The 18,744-nt window shown below is 41.2% G+C and carries 16 protein-coding genes and 5 tRNA genes; 20 read left to right on the forward strand and 1 reads right to left on the reverse strand.

Annotated elements, in window-relative coordinates:
• A complete protein-coding gene (locus tag KXZ66_RS01085) occupies positions 1-456 on the reverse strand; it encodes a 2-thiouracil desulfurase family protein (RefSeq protein ID WP_021481932.1) in 456 nt (151 codons plus the stop codon).
• A gap of 179 nt (positions 457-635) precedes the next feature.
• Between KXZ66_RS01085 and KXZ66_RS01090 the strand changes: the two genes are divergently transcribed.
• The 20 genes from KXZ66_RS01090 (at position 636) to KXZ66_RS01185 (ending at position 18,673) form a co-directional block, all read left to right on the forward strand.
• Positions 636-710: transfer RNA gene (locus tag KXZ66_RS01090), tRNA-Glu, on the forward strand.
• A 3-nt stretch (positions 711-713) separates the two neighbouring features.
• Positions 714-789: transfer RNA gene (locus KXZ66_RS01095), tRNA-Val, on the forward strand.
• A 4-nt stretch (positions 790-793) separates the two neighbouring features.
• Positions 794-866 (forward strand) — tRNA-Thr (locus KXZ66_RS01100).
• A gap of 22 nt (positions 867-888) precedes the next feature.
• Positions 889-973 (forward strand) — tRNA-Tyr (locus KXZ66_RS01105).
• A gap of 4 nt (positions 974-977) precedes the next feature.
• Positions 978-1,049, forward strand: a tRNA-Gln gene (locus KXZ66_RS01110).
• 230 nt (positions 1,050-1,279) lie between these two features.
• Positions 1,280-1,843 carry an RNA polymerase sigma factor SigW gene (sigW, locus tag KXZ66_RS01115; RefSeq protein WP_003223646.1) on the forward strand — a complete coding sequence of 188 codons (564 nt, stop codon included), beginning with the start codon at positions 1,280-1,282 and terminating at the stop codon, positions 1,841-1,843.
• Between the two features lie 13 nt (positions 1,844-1,856).
• On the forward strand, positions 1,857-2,483 hold the full coding sequence (rsiW, locus tag KXZ66_RS01120; protein ID WP_015252964.1) for an anti-sigma-W factor RsiW: 627 nt from the start codon (positions 1,857-1,859) through the stop codon (positions 2,481-2,483).
• Positions 2,484-2,643: 160 nt separating this feature from the next.
• Complete coding sequence (gene cdaA, locus KXZ66_RS01125) at positions 2,644-3,465, forward strand: diadenylate cyclase CdaA (RefSeq protein ID WP_003223651.1); 822 nt, start codon at positions 2,644-2,646, stop codon at positions 3,463-3,465.
• Complete coding sequence (gene cdaR, locus KXZ66_RS01130; RefSeq protein WP_032724771.1) at positions 3,458-4,912, forward strand: CdaA regulatory protein CdaR; 1,455 nt, start codon at positions 3,458-3,460, stop codon at positions 4,910-4,912. The genes cdaA and cdaR overlap by 8 nt, the downstream gene beginning before the upstream one ends.
• A gap of 18 nt (positions 4,913-4,930) precedes the next feature.
• Positions 4,931-6,277: a phosphoglucosamine mutase gene (gene glmM, locus KXZ66_RS01135; RefSeq protein ID WP_015382618.1), complete on the forward strand. Its 1,347-nt coding sequence runs from the start codon at positions 4,931-4,933 to the stop codon at positions 6,275-6,277.
• Positions 6,278-6,710: 433 nt separating this feature from the next.
• On the forward strand, positions 6,711-8,513 hold the full coding sequence (glmS, locus tag KXZ66_RS01140; RefSeq protein WP_015252962.1) for a glutamine--fructose-6-phosphate transaminase (isomerizing): 1,803 nt from the start codon (positions 6,711-6,713) through the stop codon (positions 8,511-8,513).
• 295 nt (positions 8,514-8,808) lie between these two features.
• Positions 8,809-9,432, forward strand: a complete 624-nt coding sequence (locus KXZ66_RS01145; protein ID WP_083504421.1) for an undecaprenyl-diphosphatase — start codon at positions 8,809-8,811, stop codon at positions 9,430-9,432.
• A 1,068-nt stretch (positions 9,433-10,500) separates the two neighbouring features.
• Positions 10,501-12,018: an NADH dehydrogenase subunit 5 gene (locus KXZ66_RS01150; RefSeq protein WP_219144757.1), complete on the forward strand. Its 1,518-nt coding sequence runs from the start codon at positions 10,501-10,503 to the stop codon at positions 12,016-12,018.
• A gap of 14 nt (positions 12,019-12,032) precedes the next feature.
• Entirely contained in the window at positions 12,033-14,648 is a 2,616-nt protein-coding gene (locus tag KXZ66_RS01155) for a DUF2309 domain-containing protein (protein WP_219144758.1), read from the forward strand.
• A gap of 76 nt (positions 14,649-14,724) precedes the next feature.
• Positions 14,725-15,252, forward strand: coding sequence for a carbonic anhydrase (locus KXZ66_RS01160; protein WP_038827946.1), 528 nt, complete (start codon positions 14,725-14,727; stop codon positions 15,250-15,252).
• Between the two features lie 63 nt (positions 15,253-15,315).
• The gene (locus KXZ66_RS01165) at positions 15,316-15,606 is read left to right on the forward strand and encodes a DUF6407 family protein (protein WP_049140332.1); all 291 of its coding nucleotides are present in this window, start codon (positions 15,316-15,318) and stop codon (positions 15,604-15,606) included.
• Positions 15,607-15,663: 57 nt separating this feature from the next.
• A complete protein-coding gene (locus KXZ66_RS01170) occupies positions 15,664-16,038 on the forward strand; it encodes a Na-translocating system protein MpsC family protein (RefSeq protein WP_003246482.1) in 375 nt (124 codons plus the stop codon).
• Between the two features lie 483 nt (positions 16,039-16,521).
• Positions 16,522-16,824 carry an ArsR/SmtB family transcription factor gene (locus KXZ66_RS01175; protein WP_003234907.1) on the forward strand — a complete coding sequence of 101 codons (303 nt, stop codon included), beginning with the start codon at positions 16,522-16,524 and terminating at the stop codon, positions 16,822-16,824.
• A gap of 126 nt (positions 16,825-16,950) precedes the next feature.
• On the forward strand, positions 16,951-18,123 hold the full coding sequence (locus KXZ66_RS01180; protein ID WP_070548416.1) for an MFS transporter: 1,173 nt from the start codon (positions 16,951-16,953) through the stop codon (positions 18,121-18,123).
• 208 nt (positions 18,124-18,331) lie between these two features.
• Entirely contained in the window at positions 18,332-18,673 is a 342-nt protein-coding gene (locus tag KXZ66_RS01185; protein ID WP_032724785.1) for a hypothetical protein, read from the forward strand.
• The last annotated feature ends 71 nt before the right edge of the window (positions 18,674-18,744 follow it).

Below are 18,744 nucleotides of genomic sequence, written 5' to 3' on the forward strand. Positions count from 1 at the left end.
TTACAATATGTCGTCAAGCTCGTTTTCCGAAATGACGCGGTAGCCCGCTTGTTTTAACAGTGCGGCGGTTACTCCGCTGCCGGTGATTTTTTTCCCAGAGAATGTGCCGTTATAGATAAAACCGCTTCCGCAAGATGGACTGTTTTCTTTTAATATGACGGCAGAAGCGTTGATTTCTTTTGCGTAAGCCAATGTTTTCGCGGCGCCTTCCATATATAGTTCTGTGACGTCTTCTCCTGAAGCTGTCACGATTTTCGCTGTTCCATTGAGGACATCCTCGCCGGTGCCTCCTATGATTTCTGCGGGTTCGCGTGGGGTAGAGAAGCCGCCGAGAAGTTCAGGGCAAGCCATGACTGCTTTCTTTTCATCGACTAGTTTTCTGATTTTCTCCGACGCTGCGTGAGAGCCGTTATATCTGCATTCAATGCCTCCAAGGCAAGAACTGACTAGAATCATATTGGGTTCTCCTCTCTTGCTTTGCTTGTCTCTATCATAAAATAAATGGCTTTAGTTGGGAGGCTTTTTCAGTTAAAAAAGGAGTTAAAAAGTTTGAAAATAAAAAATTTAATTTTCCTCTTTACAAACAGGGGGTGACCTGTATATAATAACTTTTGTCAGCTCGACGAGAACACAACGGCCCGTTGGTCAAGCGGTTAAGACACCGCCCTTTCACGGCGGTAACACGGGTTCGAATCCCGTACGGGTCACCATTTGGAGGATTAGCTCAGCTGGGAGAGCATCTGCCTTACAAGCAGAGGGTCGGCGGTTCGAGCCCGTCATCCTCCACCATCTTGCCGGTGTAGCTCAATTGGTAGAGCAACTGACTTGTAATCAGTAGGTTGGGGGTTCAAGTCCTCTTGCCGGCACTGTTTTTTCAAAATTTTATGTGGAGGGGTAGCGAAGTGGCTAAACGCGGCGGACTGTAAATCCGCTCCCTCAGGGTTCGGCAGTTCGAATCTGCCCCCCTCCACCATTATTGGGCTATAGCCAAGCGGTAAGGCAACGGACTTTGACTCCGTCATGCGTTGGTTCGAATCCAGCTAGCCCAGTCACAGACACCTTTGATCAAAAGGTGTCTTTTTTCTTTTCGGAAAAATCATTCCAACTTCTAACTGTTCAGTCTGTATAATAATTTTAAAAATATGTTAAGGTAGTTTATTCACGAATTACCATCTACACCCTGCCAAAAATTTGATAAACTTATTTTATAAAAAAATTGAAACCTTTTGAAACGAAACTCGTATACATACAGACCGGTGAAGGCAGAGGTTAGATAAATATGGAAATGATGATTAAAAAAAGAATTAAACAAGTCAAAAAAGGCGACCAGGATGCATTTGCGGACATCGTAGATATTTACAAAGATAAAATTTATCAGCTTTGCTACCGTATGCTTGGCAATGTGCATGAGGCGGAGGATATTGCACAGGAAGCTTTCATCAGAGCGTACGTTAATATCGACAGTTTTGATATTAACCGGAAATTTTCAACTTGGCTTTATCGAATCGCGACCAATTTGACCATTGACCGCATTCGCAAAAAGAAGCCGGATTATTACCTCGATGCAGAGGTGGCTGGTACGGAAGGCTTGACCATGTATTCTCAAATCGCCGCAGATGGTGTTTTGCCTGAAGATGCAGTTGTGTCGCTGGAGCTCTCAAACACGATACAGCAGAAAATTTTAAAGCTTCCTGACAAATACAGAACAGTCATCGTATTAAAGTATATTGACGAACTCTCATTAATTGAAATCGGGGAGATTCTAAACATTCCTGTGGGGACTGTGAAAACGCGGATTCACAGAGGCAGAGAGGCTCTTAGAAAACAATTAAGGGATCTTTAAGTGGGGTGATGAAATGAGCTGTCCTGAACAAATTGTGCAGCTTATGCATATGCATCTTGATGGAGATATCCTTCCAAAAGATGAACACGTATTAAATGAACATCTGGAGACATGCGAGAAATGCAGAAAGCATTTTTACGAGATGGAGAAATCCATAGCGCTCGTACGGAGCACATCGCATGTCGAAGCCCCCGCGGATTTTACCGCTAATGTCATGGCAAAATTGCCTAAGGAGAAGAAAAGAGCTTCTGTAAAAAGATGGTTCAGAACCCATCCCGTTATCGCAGCTGCTGCGGTATTCATCATTTTGATGGGCGGGGGTTTTTTTAACAGCTGGCATAATGACCACAATTTCAGCGTGTCCAAGCAGCCGAATCTTGTGGTTCATAACCATACTGTGACCGTGCCAGAAGGTGAGACGGTCAAAGGTGATGTCACTGTTAAAAACGGCAAGCTGATTATTAAAGGCAAAATAGACGGGGATGTAACCGTCGTAAACGGCGAAAAGTATATGGCCTCTGCTGGACAAGTCACCGGTCAGATTGAAGAAATCAATCAATTATTCGACTGGACATGGTACAAGATGAAGTCTGCGGGGAAAAGTGTACTCGATGCATTCAGTCCGAACGGAGAAGAGTAAAGCGCGTTAGCCGCTTTGCTCTTTTTTTGCGGGCTGAGAGGGCTGGCACATTTCACTTGCTAAATCGAAATGTGGTATAATGGGCTCGCTATGTAAAGTACATATGCGTAACCCGTAAAACACAAAATACGAAATGACTGAAATCTTGGAGGACGAGGAAATGGCTTTTGAGGATATCCCTTTTTTGCAGTACCTCGGCAATGCCGTTGATATTCTCCTTGTTTGGTATGTGATATATAAATTGATTATGGTGATACGCGGCACGAAAGCGGTTCAGCTGTTAAAAGGAATTGTAGTCATCGTGCTTGTTCGTATGGCCAGCCAATATTTGGGCCTCAGCACACTTCAATGGCTGATGGACCAAGCGATAACATGGGGATTTTTAGCAATTATTATTATTTTTCAGCCTGAGCTGAGAAGAGCGCTTGAACAGCTAGGCCGCGGCCGCTTTTTTTCGAGGAGCGGCACGCCTGTTGAAGAAGCGCAGCAGAAAACGATTGAGGCCATTACAAAGGCGATCAATTATATGGCGAAACGCCGTATAGGCGCCCTGCTGACCATTGAGCGGGATACTGGAATGGGGGATTATATTGAGACTGGCATACCACTGAATGCCAAAGTCAGCTCTGAGCTGCTGATCAATATTTTTATCCCAAACACCCCGCTTCATGACGGTGCGGTGATTATGAAAAATAATGAAATTGCCGCGGCCGCCTGTTATCTGCCGCTTTCTGAGAGCCCGTTTATTTCAAAAGAACTGGGCACGCGGCACAGAGCAGCTGTCGGTATCAGTGAAGTAACAGACAGTTTGACGATTATTGTGTCTGAAGAGACCGGCGGCGTCAGTGTGGCAAAGAACGGCGACCTTCACAGAGAGCTTACAGAAGAAGCGCTGAAAGAAATGCTTGAAGCCGAGTTTAAGAAAAACACCAGAGACACTTCTTCTAACCGCTGGTATTGGAGGGGCAAGAAAAATGGATAAATTCTTAAACAACCGCTGGGCTGTGAAAATCATTGCTCTACTTTTCGCGCTCTTGCTTTATGTGGCGGTTAACAGCAACCAAGCACCGACTCCGAAAAAACCGGGTGAATCTTTCTTTCCGACATCAACAACTGATGAAGCAACTCTGACTGATATTCCGGTTAAAGCGTATTATGATGATGAAAATTACGTCGTGACGGGTGTTCCGCAAACGGTTAATGTCACGATAAAAGGCTCGACAAGCGCCGTGAAAAAGGCTCGGCAGACCAAGAACTTTGAAATATATGCTGATATGGAACATTTGAAAACCGGCACACATAAGGTTGAGCTTAAGGCCAAAAACGTGTCGGATGGGCTGACAATCTCAATTAATCCGTCTGTTACGACAGTGACCATTCAGGAACGGACGACCAAAAGTTTTCCCGTAGAAGTGGAGTACTACAACAAAAGCAAGATGAAAAAAGGCTATTCTCCGGAGCAGCCGATTGTCAGTCCGAAAAATGTGCAGATTACCGGATCGAAAAATGTCATCGATAATATTTCTCTTGTAAAAGCTTCAGTGAATTTGGAAAACGCAGATGAAACGATTGAAAAGGAAGCGAAAGTGACTGTCTATGATAAAGACGGAAACGCGCTTCCTGTCGACGTGGAGCCCTCGGTCATCAAGATTACCGTTCCGGTGACAAGCCCGAGTAAAAAAGTGCCCTTTAAAATTGAACGGACAGGAAGCCTTCCTGACGGTGTCAGCATAGCGAATATTGAATCCAGCCCCAGTGAGGTAACGGTTTACGGCTCACAGGATGTGTTGGATTCTCTTGAATTTATTGACGGCGTCAGCTTAGATTTAAGTAAAATTAACAAGGATTCCGATATCGAGGCAGATATTCCGCTTCCTGACGGTGTCAAAAAAATCTCACCGTCAAAGGTGACTTTGCATATAGAAGTCGATAGTGAAGCGGATCAGAAGTTCGAGAATGTCCCTATCAAGACTGTAGGGCTGAGCAGCTCACAAAACATTGAATTTCTTGATCCTGAATCACAAGCGATAGATGTAACGGCTAAAGGCTCTCCCACGAATATAAATAAACTGAAAAAATCAGATATTGAATTGTATGTGAATGTTTCAGATTTAGAGGACGGGGAGCATAGCGTGAAGCTTGAAGTGAACGGGCCACAGAATGTAACTTGGTCCTTGGGGCGGAAAACCGCCAAAATCAAGCTGACGTCTAAGAAAAGCAATACATCAACGAATGATAACAGCAGCAATACATCAGGGAACCAGGATGACACAGATAAACAAACAAATGATCAAAAGAACAATCAGCAAGAAGATACAAAGAACACTGATAAAAACAACAACGATCAAAACCAAGACGAAAATAAAGATCAAAACCAAGATCAGGATGAGGATGAATCCACTGCGAATTCACAATCCTCATCGGAATAAAAAAGGAGCGATTATAAAATGGGCAAGTATTTTGGAACAGACGGTGTAAGAGGTGTCGCCAATAGTGAGCTTACACCTGAGCTGGCCTTTAAAGTCGGACGTTTCGGCGGTTATGTGCTGACAAAAGACAAACAACGTCCAAAAGTGCTGATAGGCCGCGATACACGCATCTCCGGCCATATGCTGGAGGGAGCCCTTGTCGCCGGACTTTTATCCATTGGCGCAGAAGTCATGCGCCTGGGTGTCATTTCTACACCAGGTGTATCTTATTTGACAAAAGCGATGGATGCAGAGGCGGGCGTCATGATTTCCGCTTCTCATAACCCAGTGCAGGATAACGGCATCAAATTCTTTGGGGGAGATGGATTTAAGCTTTCTGATGAACAGGAGGCTGAAATTGAGCGCCTGATGGACGAACCTGAGGATAAGCTGCCAAGACCTGTCGGAGCAGACCTTGGACTTGTAAACGATTATTTTGAAGGCGGACAAAAATATCTGCAATTCTTAAAACAGACAGCTGATGAAGATTTCACAGGCATTCATGTGGCATTGGACTGTGCCCATGGCGCAACGTCATCCTTGGCGACACACCTGTTTGCTGATTTAGATGCAGATGTTTCTACAATGGGGACTTCCCCGAACGGATTAAACATTAATGACGGCGTCGGTTCGACTCATCCCGAAGCGCTCAGCGCGTTTGTCAAAGAGAAAAACGCGGATCTCGGTCTTGCGTTCGACGGTGACGGCGACCGCCTGATTGCTGTCGATGAAAAAGGAAATATTGTAGACGGCGACCAAATCATGTACATATGCTCAAAACATCTGAAATCAGAGGGCCGTTTAAAGGATGATACAGTGGTTTCAACCGTGATGAGCAACCTCGGCTTCTATAAGGCGCTCGAAAAAGAAGGCATCAAAAGCGTACAGACAGCTGTCGGCGACCGCTACGTAGTAGAAGCAATGAAAAAAGACGGCTACAACGTCGGCGGAGAACAGTCAGGACATCTTATTTTCCTTGATTACAACACGACAGGGGACGGATTATTGTCTGCTATTATGCTGATGAACACTTTGAAAGCAACAGGCAAGCCGCTGTCAGAGCTTGCAGCTGAAATGCAGAAGTTCCCGCAGCTGTTAGTCAATGTGAGAGTGACTGATAAATATAAAGTTGAAGAAAATGAAAAAGTAAAAGCAATTATTTCTGAAGTTGAAAAAGAAATGAACGGCGACGGCCGGATTTTGGTGCGCCCTTCAGGAACTGAACCGCTCGTCCGTGTCATGGCTGAAGCGAAGACGAAAGAGCTGTGCGATGAGTATGTCAATCGCATTGTTGAAGTCGTCCGGTCAGAAATGGGATTAGAGTAACGAAGTCTATTATCAGAGAGTGAACAAGACAAGCGAGGTTTACATAAGATAATTGTGAGACATACGGCAAAGTTGTTTAAAAAACAATTGACCGTTTATGCCACATGTTGTAAAATCAAGCTTGTCTTGTTCTTATTTTCTCAATAGGAAAAGAAGACGGGATTATTGCTTTACCTATAATTATAGCGCCCGAACTAAGCGCCCGGAAAAAGGCTTAGTTGACGAGGATGGAGGTTATCGAATTTTCGGCGGATGCCTCCCGGCTGAGTGTGCAGATCACAGCCGTAAGGATTTCTTCAAACCAAGGGGGTGACTCCTTGAACAAAGAGAAATCACATGATCTTCCAAAAAACATGTAGGAGGGGACGATTGAAAGTCCCCTTGAAATTTGACTTTCTTCGTCTCCTTTTACAATCTTAGGAGGAAGAAAAATATGTGTGGAATCGTAGGTTATATCGGTCAGCTTGATGCGAAGGAAATTTTATTAAAAGGGTTAGAAAAGCTTGAGTATCGCGGTTATGACTCTGCTGGTATTGCTGTTGCAAACGAACAGGGAATCCATGTGTTCAAAGAAAAAGGACGCATTGCAGATCTTCGTGAAGTTGTGGATGCCAATGTAGAAGCGAAAGCCGGAATTGGGCATACTCGCTGGGCGACACACGGCGAACCAAGCTATCTGAACGCTCACCCGCATCAAAGCGCACTGGGCCGCTTTACACTTGTTCATAACGGCGTGATCGAGAACTATGTTCAGCTGAAGCAAGAGTATTTGCAAGATGTAGAGCTCAAAAGTGACACCGATACAGAAGTAGTCGTTCAAGTAATCGAGCAATTCGTCAATGGAGGACTTGAGACAGAAGAAGCGTTCCGCAAAACACTTACACTGTTAAAAGGCTCTTATGCAATTGCTTTATTCGATAACGACAACAGAGAAACGATTTTTGTAGCGAAAAACAAAAGCCCTCTATTAGTAGGTCTTGGAGATACATTCAACGTCGTAGCATCTGATGCGATGGCGATGCTTCAAGTAACCAACGAATATGTTGAGCTGATGGATAAAGAAATGGTTATCGTCACTGATGACCAAGTTGTCATCAAAAACCTTGATGGTGACGTGATTACACGTGCGTCTTATATTGCTGAGCTTGATGCCAGTGATATCGAAAAAGGCACGTACCCTCACTACATGTTGAAAGAAACGGATGAGCAGCCTGTTGTTATGCGCAAAATCATCCAAACGTATCAAGATGAAAACGGCAAGCTGTCTGTGCCTGGCGATATCGCTGCCGCTGTAGCGGAAGCGGACCGCATCTATATCATTGGCTGCGGAACCAGCTACCATGCAGGACTTGTCGGTAAACAATATATTGAAATGTGGGCAAACGTGCCGGTTGAAGTGCATGTAGCGAGTGAATTCTCCTACAACATGCCGCTTCTGTCTAAGAAACCGCTCTTCATTTTCCTTTCTCAAAGCGGAGAAACAGCAGACAGCCGCGCGGTTCTCGTTCAAGTCAAAGCGCTCGGACACAAAGCCCTGACAATCACAAACGTACCTGGATCAACGCTTTCTCGTGAAGCTGACTATACATTGTTGCTTCATGCAGGCCCTGAGATCGCTGTTGCGTCAACGAAAGCATACACTGCACAAATCGCAGTTCTTGCGGTTCTTGCTTCTGTGGCTGCTGACAAAAACGGCATCGATATCGGATTTGACCTCGTCAAAGAACTCGGTATCGCTGCAAACGCAATGGAAGCTCTATGCGACCAGAAAGACGAAATGGAAATGATCGCCCGTGAATACCTGACTGTATCCAGAAACGCTTTCTTCATCGGACGCGGCCTTGACTACTTCGTATGTGTCGAAGGCGCACTGAAGCTGAAAGAGATTTCTTACATCCAGGCAGAAGGTTTTGCCGGCGGTGAGCTGAAGCACGGAACGATTGCCTTGATCGAACAAGGAACACCAGTATTCGCACTGGCAACTCAAGAGCACGTAAACCTAAGCATCCGCGGAAACGTCAAAGAAGTTGCCGCTCGCGGAGCAAACACATGCATCATCTCACTAAAAGGCCTAGACGATGCGGATGACAGATTCGTACTGCCGGAAGTAAATCCAGCGCTTGCTCCGTTGGTATCTGTTGTTCCATTGCAGCTGATCGCTTACTATGCTGCACTGCATCGCGGCTGTGATGTTGATAAACCGCGTAACCTTGCGAAAAGTGTTACTGTGGAGTAATAAATGTTTAACCCCTTTGGTTGTTTTTGCGGCTTTAAAATAAAGTTACGACGTTTATAAAAATGATGCGATGCTTTTTCCCTTAGATAATTTTTGTCTAAGGGTATTTTTCTATTTTAACTAAAGAGGCAGGTAACTAAAAATTATAAGGGGATTCCAATTGATTTTTGGCCCCCTTTTTACATAAATGATGTGACACCAATCTTACAAAAATGTAACTTTAATCTCAAATAATGTAATTTGGTTCGATGGCAGGTCATCTAATTTTCTTTTATTATGTTCTAAAAGAGATTGGATGGTGTTGGGTTTGGATATTTCAGAAGTTAATATATCACTGTTTAGACTAGTTAATGACTTAGGAAAAGAACATCCCTTTTTGAATCCTGTATTTAGTTTTATTGCTGAATATATGGTTTTTTTACTTGCACTAAGTGTTCTTTTTATTTGGTTTACAAGAGATACGGATAATAGAATTATGATTCTTTGTGCATCTATTGCTTTCATTTGTGCCTTTACGATAGGGAAGGTTTCAGGGGTATTTCACTCGAATTATCAACCTTTTGTTGAATTGGGAGAGGTTAATAAACTGATACATAAAGAAAAAGACAATTCTTTTCCAAGTGACCATACAATTTTATTCTTCTCATATTGTATTTCATTCTGGCTCTTTAAGAGAGGCTGGTCAATTTTATGGGTATTGTTAGCTGTTCTTGTGGGAGTCTCCCGTATATGGGTTGGGGTTCATTATCCTTTTGATGTTTTAGCAGGAGTATTAATAAGCCTAGCAGTTTCAACTTTTATATATTTAACATTCCCTAAACTAAATATTACTCAAACTACCATGAAAATTTATGAAAAATGTGAAAACATACTTCTTTATCGCTTCAAAAGAAAGGAAAACAAGTCAAAAAACCTTTAGATTTATTCAACAATCGGGTGCTAATGTTCAAAAAATCGTAACCTAAAATGATAAACTCTTTTATAAAGATTCCATCTGTATTTAAAGCTGTAGAATCCATTTTGATCTATCTTTTTTTCTATGGATTCTTTAAATTTGCCGTAAACTGAAGGTTCATGTGTTATTTTTGATCAACCTTTATTTTAAAGCTACAGTTTTAGCCAAAGGGGTTTTTTGTTTTAAAGATGGCTATGTTTAATTTTACTGATATTAGGATTGCCATAAGAATATGAAAATATTATAGAAGGTATTTTTAAGAAAAGTGATATCTACGGAGAAATTGGGGAATTCTAGCTATAACACTATCCACACAGCTAGTTCAATTTCTTGGTCGTTAAGGCTGTTGAAAATAAAGTAGGAACCAGTATTTATTTATAGTTCCTAATTGAACCTAGTTATTTACTAAACAAGAAAATAGAAAAATGATTATAAAATTCTTCTTGTATTTCTACAAAAAATTAAAGTGATAGATATCATAAGCCTTGGATAAAGATTCAGGATGTATATTTAAAGGGAAAGAAGGATTTGATACTTCATTCTCTGTATTCCAACATCTTGACAATGTTTAAAATTTAGCATATCTTATATTTATCTTAATAATCGCGACCAGATGTTTATTTTCGTTTGTTACATTATTAGGTCTTTAGCATTCTTTCAACTAATCTTGACAGGATGAAAAAGTATCCTAATTTAAGCGAAAGAGAAGCATAAGTCGATTTATTTATAATCAAGCACTATATTAAAGTGTAGCGGTGAGTTCATTCCTTTAGAATGAACTTAAAATATTGTATAAAGTAAAATGACCAATAATAAGGTAGCTCTTCAAAAAACTTCGCTGAAGTTAGTTGAAGTGAAGCCGACAATTTTCAGGATTCAATGATCTAACATAATCATTGAAATTTTGAAGTTGTCGGCTTTTTTGTTGGAAAAAATAGAGATAAATAAAAATTGAAATAAATAATAAACAAATATGATCTGATTGAAAGGTCTTTTGACCAATAATGAGTTTTAAAAAAGGGAGAATTTAGAATGTTAGTTTCACTGAGTTTGTCATCATTATTAACATTATTTTTTATTATGCTTATGGCTTCTGGGATTAGTGGACTATTGTTTTTACATCCGCGAGTACCCTTGAGTTTTGTTCGCATTCATATTGGGATCTTGGCTTTACCACTTTTGGTTTCCTTACTGATTCTTGCCAATAGTGGTGTGAGTGGAAATGTTGGCCCTTGGCACTTTGATTCCTTAGCTTGTTTAATGACTTTCTTTGTTCTTGCAATTGGATTCATCATTCAGCGTTTTTCTGTACGTTACTTAATGGGGGATCGATCTTATCGAAAATATTTTACGCTTTTTACTTTCACAACAGGAGCTGCTTCAATGACATGGTTAAGTGGTGATCTCCGCTTGATGGTTCTATTTTGGGGAGCGACTCTTGTTGGATTAACCTTACTTATTAGGTTAAACAGTGCTTGGCAAGTGGCTAGTGAAGCAGCCAAAATTTCTGGACGGTTATTTTTGTTAAGTTGGTTTTCTTTGTTTTTTGCGATGACGTGGCTTTTTCATGCCACAGGTCAATGGCAGTTATCATTGGTTGTAACAAATGAAAGTATAGCTGGGCTGGGAGAATGGGAGAGAACAGGGATTCAGCTATTGATTGTACTGGCGGTGATCATTCCTGCAGCTCAATGGCCGTTCCAAAGATGGTTGGTTGAGTCTATTGTTGCTCCAACCCCTGTTTCTGCAATTATGCATGCAGGTTTAGTAAATGCAGGAGGAATAATACTAACTCGATTTTCACCTCTATTTCATGGTGGTATCGCTTCGATTATTTTACTTCTGCTTGCTAGCATTTCTGTATTGATTGGAACTGGAATTAGTTTAGTCCAGGTTGATTATAAACGTCAGTTAGTAGGCTCCACGATTGGACAAATGGGGTTTATGCTCATTCAGTGTGCATTAGGCGCCTATATAGCAGCCATTATTCATCTTATTTTACATGGTTTATTCAAAGCTACGTTGTTTCTACAAGCTGGTTCAGCAGTAGGGCGTCATGAAGTATCGGCTCGCACTAATGAAAGAACATCCTATTTATGGGTCATGGCTGGTCGGATTTTATCCTTAGTAATAGGCGTTGCTTTTTGGCTCGCTGCTCCTGGAGAGGGATATCAATTCATTAGTGCGCTGATCTTAGGGTGGTCATTGTCCGTTTCTTGGAATCAGCTTGTCGCTTTTGGAGAGGGCCGAATTGGCCGAATTGCCGGCTTAACTGTTTTAGGAGGAGCAGCCCTCGTATATTTTATCATTCATAACCTTTTCTATAAGTGGCTGCATACAACCGTTTTTCAAAGTGTTCAACCTCCAATGTCAGCTGTCATGATTGTCGTATGTCTCTTATTATTTGGCAGTGCTTTAGGTACATGGGTTGCTCGTTATCGTTCTTCCGTTTTTTTCGCGGTGCTCTATCTTTGGTTAGTTCGATTAGGTGAAGCAAAACCAAAGTCAGTAGAGAGTCACCCAGACTACCTTAAACAATATATTTCATAAGGAGCTAATCTGAGATGGGCATTACATCCGTATTAACGAAAGATAATGTAAAAAAGATAGATACAGATATTGATGTTCAAGAAAGGGATCTTAACGTTTTCATTACATCTGCCAGCCGAGTGATTGCGCCACTTTGGCCTATTTCTACATTTGCTGCACGTAATCCGTGGATGGGACTTGAAAACCAACCTTTTGATCAGGTTGCAAGTTGGTTGAAAAACACTCGCGATGTTGATATATACCCTAGTGCGTCTATGATCCGTTCAGCAAAGAATAAAGGTGAGATTGATGAAGATTTTGTGGAAATGGGGCTGCAGCGTTGGCTTGATTCACATTCTTATCACATCCCACGGGACGTGGCAGAGCGATTTTGTCATGCTGCATTAAAGTTAGATCCCCTGCCTTCCGACCTTTTATCATCACATGAGCTGGAGAAATTAGTAGGTGAATGTAGTGGATTGGATCATATCGAGAATGTGTTTATGCAACCACTAAGTTCGTATATAGAGAATCAAGATGGTGAAAGGCTAGTCAATATACTAGATCATCATGTCATTAAGTGGAGTAAATTATATCTTGATGACTCTCAAGCAGGCTGGACAATGCCTAATCGTGAGGAAGGTTTCTATCGTGCTTGGCAGCATCTTATTCAATATGATCCAGCACTTAGCAAAAAGCAACGGGAAAGGGTAAAGGGTTGGCCGAAAGAGGCACATTTGGCTTTACAGAAAGCTTTATTCGCACTAGAAATCCCAGAGTCAGAAATCCAGACTTATCTTGAAGGTCATTTACTTTCATTACCTGGATGGGCAGGGATGATGCTTTGGTGCTCCCAACAATCGAGCCACGAACATGCACTCCTAACAGAATATTTAGCGGTTCGAATATCCATGGAGTGGGCTCTTATAAAGCCATATTTACCTTTGACTAATGAACGATCTAAGAAAACAATTTCAATTGCTCCCCTTATAGCAGCTTGGATTCATTGGGGGGGGCTTACATTAGAAGAATGGTCACAGATGACGGCCATTGAACAAAACGAATATTTATCATTTGCCTACAGCTTTGATGAAAAACTTCGCAAGAAACTTTGGTTAGAAGCTTGGGAACAAACGTACACTGATCGATTAAGCCAGAAGATTATCTCGAAACAACGTGAAACCGGCCGTAAAAAATCTGCATTAGCTCAATTAGCATTCTGCATCGATGTACGATCAGAACCTTTTCGTCGTCAACTAGAAAAAGAAGGCCCGTTTGAAACGATTGGTATTGCTGGTTTCTTCGGGGTGCCGATTGCAACTTGTGAACTTGGCAGTAAACACAGTCATGCTTCCTTGCCGATCATACAAAAACCGCAAAATAAAATAAAAGAGTTCGCAGATGAGGATGTATTCAAAAAATACAATCAACGGAAGCAAGCAATTCATTCTTTAAGCCATACCTTTAAAACGATGAAGCAGAATGCGCTTTCGAGCTTACTACTGCCTGAGCTAAGCGGACCTTGGCTTACTCTGCAAATGGCAGCCCGTAGCTTTGTGCCAAGAAAGGCGGGTCGTTTCATTCGTAATCTCCGTGAGGCTTGGTTACGCAAACCTGATACAAAACTCTCGCTTCATCATGATGCTACAGAGGCAGAAATACCTGTGGGTTTTACTGATGAAGAAAAAGTGAACTATGCTCGCCAAGCATTAAAAATGATGGGGTTAACAGAGAACATCGCACCATTGGTCGTGATTTGCGGGCATGGCAGTCAAAGTACTAATAATCCTTATTCTGCAGCCCTTGATTGTGGTGCCTGTGGTGGAGCGGCCGGTGGATTCAATGCAAGAGTATTAACTGCTTTATGTAATCTATCAGAGGTACGGGAGGCTCTTTTAACTGAAGGAATTAAAATTCCTGAGGATACGGTTTTTGCGGCAGCTGAACATAATACAACAGTAGATGAATTACATTGGCTTTATGTACCAGAGCTTTCCGAAGCTGCACAAGAAGCATTTGAACAAATTGAAGCCGTTATGCCGAAAGTGAGACATCATGTAAACGCAGAACGTCTAGCCCAATTACCGAATTTCCAATCGAAGCTAAAAAATCCGAAGGCTGAGGCAAACCGATTTGCGGAAGATTGGAGTGAGATACGTCCGGAATGGGGACTGGCTCGTAATGCCGCCTTTATTATCGGTAAACGTGAACTAACTCAGGATTGTGATTTGGAAGGCAGAGCCTTTCTCCATAATTATGATTGGAAGCAGGATGAAAGCGGTGAACTCCTAGCAAATATTATTGCAGGACCTGGAACTGTAGCCCAATGGATTAATTTACAATATTACGCATCAACGGTAGCACCTCATTATTATGGCAGCGGAAATAAAGCAACTCAAACCGTTACTGCAGGTCTCGGCGTTATGCAGGGGAATGCAAGCGACTTGTTAGCCGGACTGCCTTGGCAATCGGTCATGGAATCAGATCACGAGGCCTATCATTCTCCTCTTCGTTTATTGATACTCATCCAAGCACCTAGAGAATATGTAGAACGGTTATTAAATCATGACTCAGCATTTCTGCAAAAAGTTCAAAATGGATGGGTCCGACTGGCTAATATTGATCCAGAAGGATGTTGGGAAAGCTGGTAATGATGAATCTAAGCATTTATCAAATGGATTTGTTATTCAAAATAAAAATAATAAACATAAGGAAGAGGTGTGCTGTATGAATGTAAACCAAAATAAAAAAGTATTATTTTTGACGGATATTGAAAACGGTTTGGAGCCTATTTTACAAGAAGCGACTAACACTTCTGCAGAGAATATGTTGACTATACAAAGCTATGGTGCCAGTATTTCACATCCTTATGGAGAAATCATGAGATCTATTATTTTTGCGATTTACCAGGAAGATGTTGAGGAGATTTTTGTAGTAGGAACAAAAGATAAGAAGACTTCCGCAGGTAATGGACTAACTCAACTTGAAACAATGAAAGATAAAATACAAACATTGGATTATCTCTTTCAAAATTGCAAGCCTGAATTTTTTGGTGGTACGGTCGATGAATGGCTAAATGAAAATAGCAGTGACACCATTGAAAAAAGTGTTGATATGATTCGACATCATCCCCTAGTGCCGTCATATGTTAAAGTTAGAGGTTTATTCGTTCATCATAAGGATGGAAAACCCTCAATCGTGGAGGTTCCTGATGTTAAAACAGGTCAAGCCTTACCTGATCATTGTTTGTCATGATGAAATGCAGGTTCAACTTCTAAACGCACCCATATATGGAGAAAGCAGTTCTAAGGAGATTGTATGAGCGCTAATTTAACTGATTTTGTCACGAAAACAATAGAGGAAATGAACTCGTTTGATCGTGAAAATATGGAATGTATGAAAAAACTAATTAGAAAAGCAATTGATTTTTATCATCTAAAGTCTTATGAAGAAGTTGAGGAAACCCATTCAGGAAATGTTCAATTTTTGCATGTCCACTCTATGATGGAAGAAAATATGTTATCCAAAATGATAGTGGTCACAAGAAACGGTAAAACTGATTTGGATATAGAAGGTGTATATGAAGGATATGTTGTAAGAGAATATTAATGAGATGAAATCACAAATAGAATATGCCAATTTTTTTGCTCAGGAGATGTATTAGATATGAAAAAGTCGAAGGGTTCTATTGAATCAGAGATCAGTAAGTCCATTACTCAATGGGAGAAGGATTATCTTGGGCGGGGGTCTGTATCTGTTAAGACTGATATACTGCGGGACATGATCATCGTCAATTTAAAAGGGATTTTAACACCAGCCGAATATGTAGTTTGTGGATCAAAAGAGGGTATGTTATCTATCAAACAAACTCGTTCGGAGTTAGTCGAATCAGGTATAGAAGGCCTTAAGGATATTATCTTAAAAATAACCGGAGAAAAAGTGAAAAGTTTTCATACTGATTTAAGCTCCCGGACAGGTGAACGAGTGATGGTGTTTAAATTATGTAATGATCTAGAGAAAAATTTGGAAAAGATCTTATAATCTATAGAAAATAAATGTTTTGACGGTATGGAATTGGTTGTGAATTGAACATAATGAACTGCCGATTCTTTTGTTTTACAATTATGGCATCATTGATAACTTTTATTCATATCCTAAGCGGACATAAAGAGATGTCAATTCATAGTATACTGTCTTGTTATTCCTGTAGAAAGATCTAACATCCGCTGTTGTTATGAGCGGATGTTTTTTTACATCTATTTTAAATACATGAATTTGATGGTGGTGATTAGTCACTTGAACAATATTAAATTCATTTTAATTGAAAACTCCTTGTCACCTGCCGGGTTCCCCCAAGTGTTTAGTGACACGATTATGAGACCAATTTCGTAAAGCTTGATGATAAATTTAAGCGGTGAACAAAATTGATATGCTGTCTTCAGTTTCATTTCACGGAATTAGCTTTAATTAAATATATCCAAAAAACGGATTGACATATCGGAATATAACGATATAATAATCGATATGGAACCAATTGAAGTATTCAAAGCCTTATCAAATGAATCAAGGCTGCAAATTTTGCAATGGCTGAAGGAACCGGATCGTCATTTTGCACCCCATGAAGGGATTGATATGAACACAATCGGGGTATGTGTTAGTCAAATAACAGACAAATTGAAAATGACGCAATCGACGGCTTCCCAATATCTTACCATCCTTTTAAGAGCCGGCCTAATTAAGGCGGAGCGAATCGGAAAGTACACGTATTACAAAAGAGATGAAGAAGCCATTGGGAAACTTGCTGACTTTCTTAAAACAGAGATATAAAAATAAACATCAAAAGATGTTTATTTTTACACCATACATATCGACATATTACGATGTGTTTATTTTTTATAATAACATATCGATAATTCGTGATATGTTTATTAATAATTGAGGAGTGAATGTTTTATGTCTAACACTTGGAAAATTTATATTTTAGCCATTGTCAGCTTTTTAGTTGGAACCTCAGAGTACATCATTTCCGGAATTTTGGATCAAATTGCTCATACTCTCGGGATCACTTTAGCTGCCGCGGGCCAGCTCATTACCATTTTCTCACTTGTATATGCTCTTTCTACACCCGTACTTATGGCGTTGACAGCAAGTATGGATAGACGCAAATTGATGATGTATGCCCTAGGTTTGTTTGTGTTCGGTAATGTCCTGGCTTTTGTACTGCCTGGTTATGGATGGTTTATTGCAGCGCGGATCATTATGGCGATGGGAGCAGGTGTGGTTGTTGTCACCGCATTAACGATTGCGGCTAAGATTGCATCGGAAGGGAAGCAGGGCAGTGCCATCGCTACGGTCGTGATGGGATTTACCGCTTCTTTAATCATTGGTGTTCCGCTTGGAAGAATGATAGCAGTTGCACTAGGCTGGAAGTCTGTATTTGGAGCCATTACTTTGTTGGGATTGATCGCAATGGTCGTTATTTTCTTTACTCTTCCGCATACTGAAGGGGATAAGCCTGTGCCTTTGCTTCAACAGCTTGCTCTTTTCAAAAAACGGAAAGTGGCTATGGGATTGTCAATCACTTTCTTCTGGCTCGGGGGATATTCTGTTGCTTACACTTATTTGTCACCGTATCTCTTGAACATCTCAGGTATAAATGGCAAGCTGCTCAGCGGTGTTTTGCTTATATTTGGAATTGCCAGTTTGGTTGGATCGAAGTTTGGGGGATATAGCACCGATAAATGGGGAGTGTCCTTTACACTCGTTGGCGGGATGACGTTGCATATCGTCACACTGATTCTGCTGTCACTTGTTACTCATTCCTATATCGGAGTGTTGGTGATTCTTATATTATGGTCGTTTGCCGCATGGTCTACAGGTCCGACACAGCAATTTCACCTGGCTACCATAGAACCGGAAATGTCAGGTGTTTTGCTTAGCATGAATCAGTCAATGATGCAATTCGCCATGGCGGTCGGCGCAGGTATAGGAGGGGTTTTTGTGGAAAACGTATCATTGGCCTCGATTACCTGGGTTGGTGCGTTAGGGGTTATGATTGCCATTATTGCATCATTGCTGATTTTCAATTCGCAACCGAAACAAGCGCTAAAAGATATCAATCAATAATTTCGAAAGATCTAACATCCGCTCGTTATACAAGCGGGTGTTTTTTTAAAAAGCTCAAGTAGAAGGCACACTGAAGCTGAAAGGGATTTTTGCCGACGGAGAGCTGAAGCACAGCAAGTTATAATATACTAGGAAGGGAAATAACGGTATGGCGGAAGGGTTCTAGCGCTTCTCGCCTGTAAGATCATTACTTTGAGGATGTGTCATCGTGAATCAAAAGACGTACATTGAAATGAGCAGGACATCGCAGTACATCAACAAAATGAGAGAGTATTCAGTGCTAATTGATGGGGCTGAGATGGGAACTATCAAAGATGGAGGAAGGCTGCGAATTGATTTACCGCCTGGTGAGCATGTTATTCAAGTGAAGATTGCTTGGTGTACAAGCCCAACTTTGAGGTTTACTTTAGCGGAAGGAGAAGTGTTGAAGTTTAGATGCGGAAGTCCGCTTCGAGGTTGGAAATTGCTTTTGGCACTTTTTTCTGTTTTGGCCCGTCCTGAAAATTATCTGTTTATTGAGCAGGAAGAAGAGAAAAAAGCTTTGTGGTGACTTTGTGTGAAAGAATACCGCTGAATTACGTTTTGTATTTAAGTGGAAGCTCTCTCCTTGGAAGGCTGAGA

The organism is Bacillus sp. LJBS17 (assembly GCF_019334685.1).
Classification (GTDB): Bacteria; Bacillota; Bacilli; order Bacillales; family Bacillaceae; genus Bacillus; species Bacillus subtilis.

Bases quoted from the DNA above. Each gene is read 5' to 3' on its own strand.
- KXZ66_RS01085 (WP_021481932.1), bottom strand. From the start codon at position 456: ATGATTCTAGTCAGTTCTTGCCTTGGAGGCATTGAATGCAGATATAAC.
- sigW (WP_003223646.1), top strand. From the start codon at position 1,280: ATGGAAATGATGATTAAAAAAAGAATTAAACAAGTCAAAAAAGGCGAC.
- rsiW (WP_015252964.1), top strand. From the start codon at position 1,857: ATGAGCTGTCCTGAACAAATTGTGCAGCTTATGCATATGCATCTTGAT.
- cdaA (WP_003223651.1), top strand. From the start codon at position 2,644: ATGGCTTTTGAGGATATCCCTTTTTTGCAGTACCTCGGCAATGCCGTT.
- cdaR (WP_032724771.1), top strand. From the start codon at position 3,458: ATGGATAAATTCTTAAACAACCGCTGGGCTGTGAAAATCATTGCTCTA.
- glmM (WP_015382618.1), top strand. From the start codon at position 4,931: ATGGGCAAGTATTTTGGAACAGACGGTGTAAGAGGTGTCGCCAATAGT.
- glmS (WP_015252962.1), top strand. From the start codon at position 6,711: ATGTGTGGAATCGTAGGTTATATCGGTCAGCTTGATGCGAAGGAAATT.
- KXZ66_RS01145 (WP_083504421.1), top strand. From the start codon at position 8,809: ATGGTGTTGGGTTTGGATATTTCAGAAGTTAATATATCACTGTTTAGA.
- KXZ66_RS01150 (WP_219144757.1), top strand. From the start codon at position 10,501: ATGTTAGTTTCACTGAGTTTGTCATCATTATTAACATTATTTTTTATT.
- KXZ66_RS01155 (WP_219144758.1), top strand. From the start codon at position 12,033: ATGGGCATTACATCCGTATTAACGAAAGATAATGTAAAAAAGATAGAT.
- KXZ66_RS01160 (WP_038827946.1), top strand. From the start codon at position 14,725: ATGAATGTAAACCAAAATAAAAAAGTATTATTTTTGACGGATATTGAA.
- KXZ66_RS01165 (WP_049140332.1), top strand. From the start codon at position 15,316: ATGAGCGCTAATTTAACTGATTTTGTCACGAAAACAATAGAGGAAATG.
- KXZ66_RS01170 (WP_003246482.1), top strand. From the start codon at position 15,664: ATGAAAAAGTCGAAGGGTTCTATTGAATCAGAGATCAGTAAGTCCATT.
- KXZ66_RS01175 (WP_003234907.1), top strand. From the start codon at position 16,522: ATGGAACCAATTGAAGTATTCAAAGCCTTATCAAATGAATCAAGGCTG.
- KXZ66_RS01180 (WP_070548416.1), top strand. From the start codon at position 16,951: ATGTCTAACACTTGGAAAATTTATATTTTAGCCATTGTCAGCTTTTTA.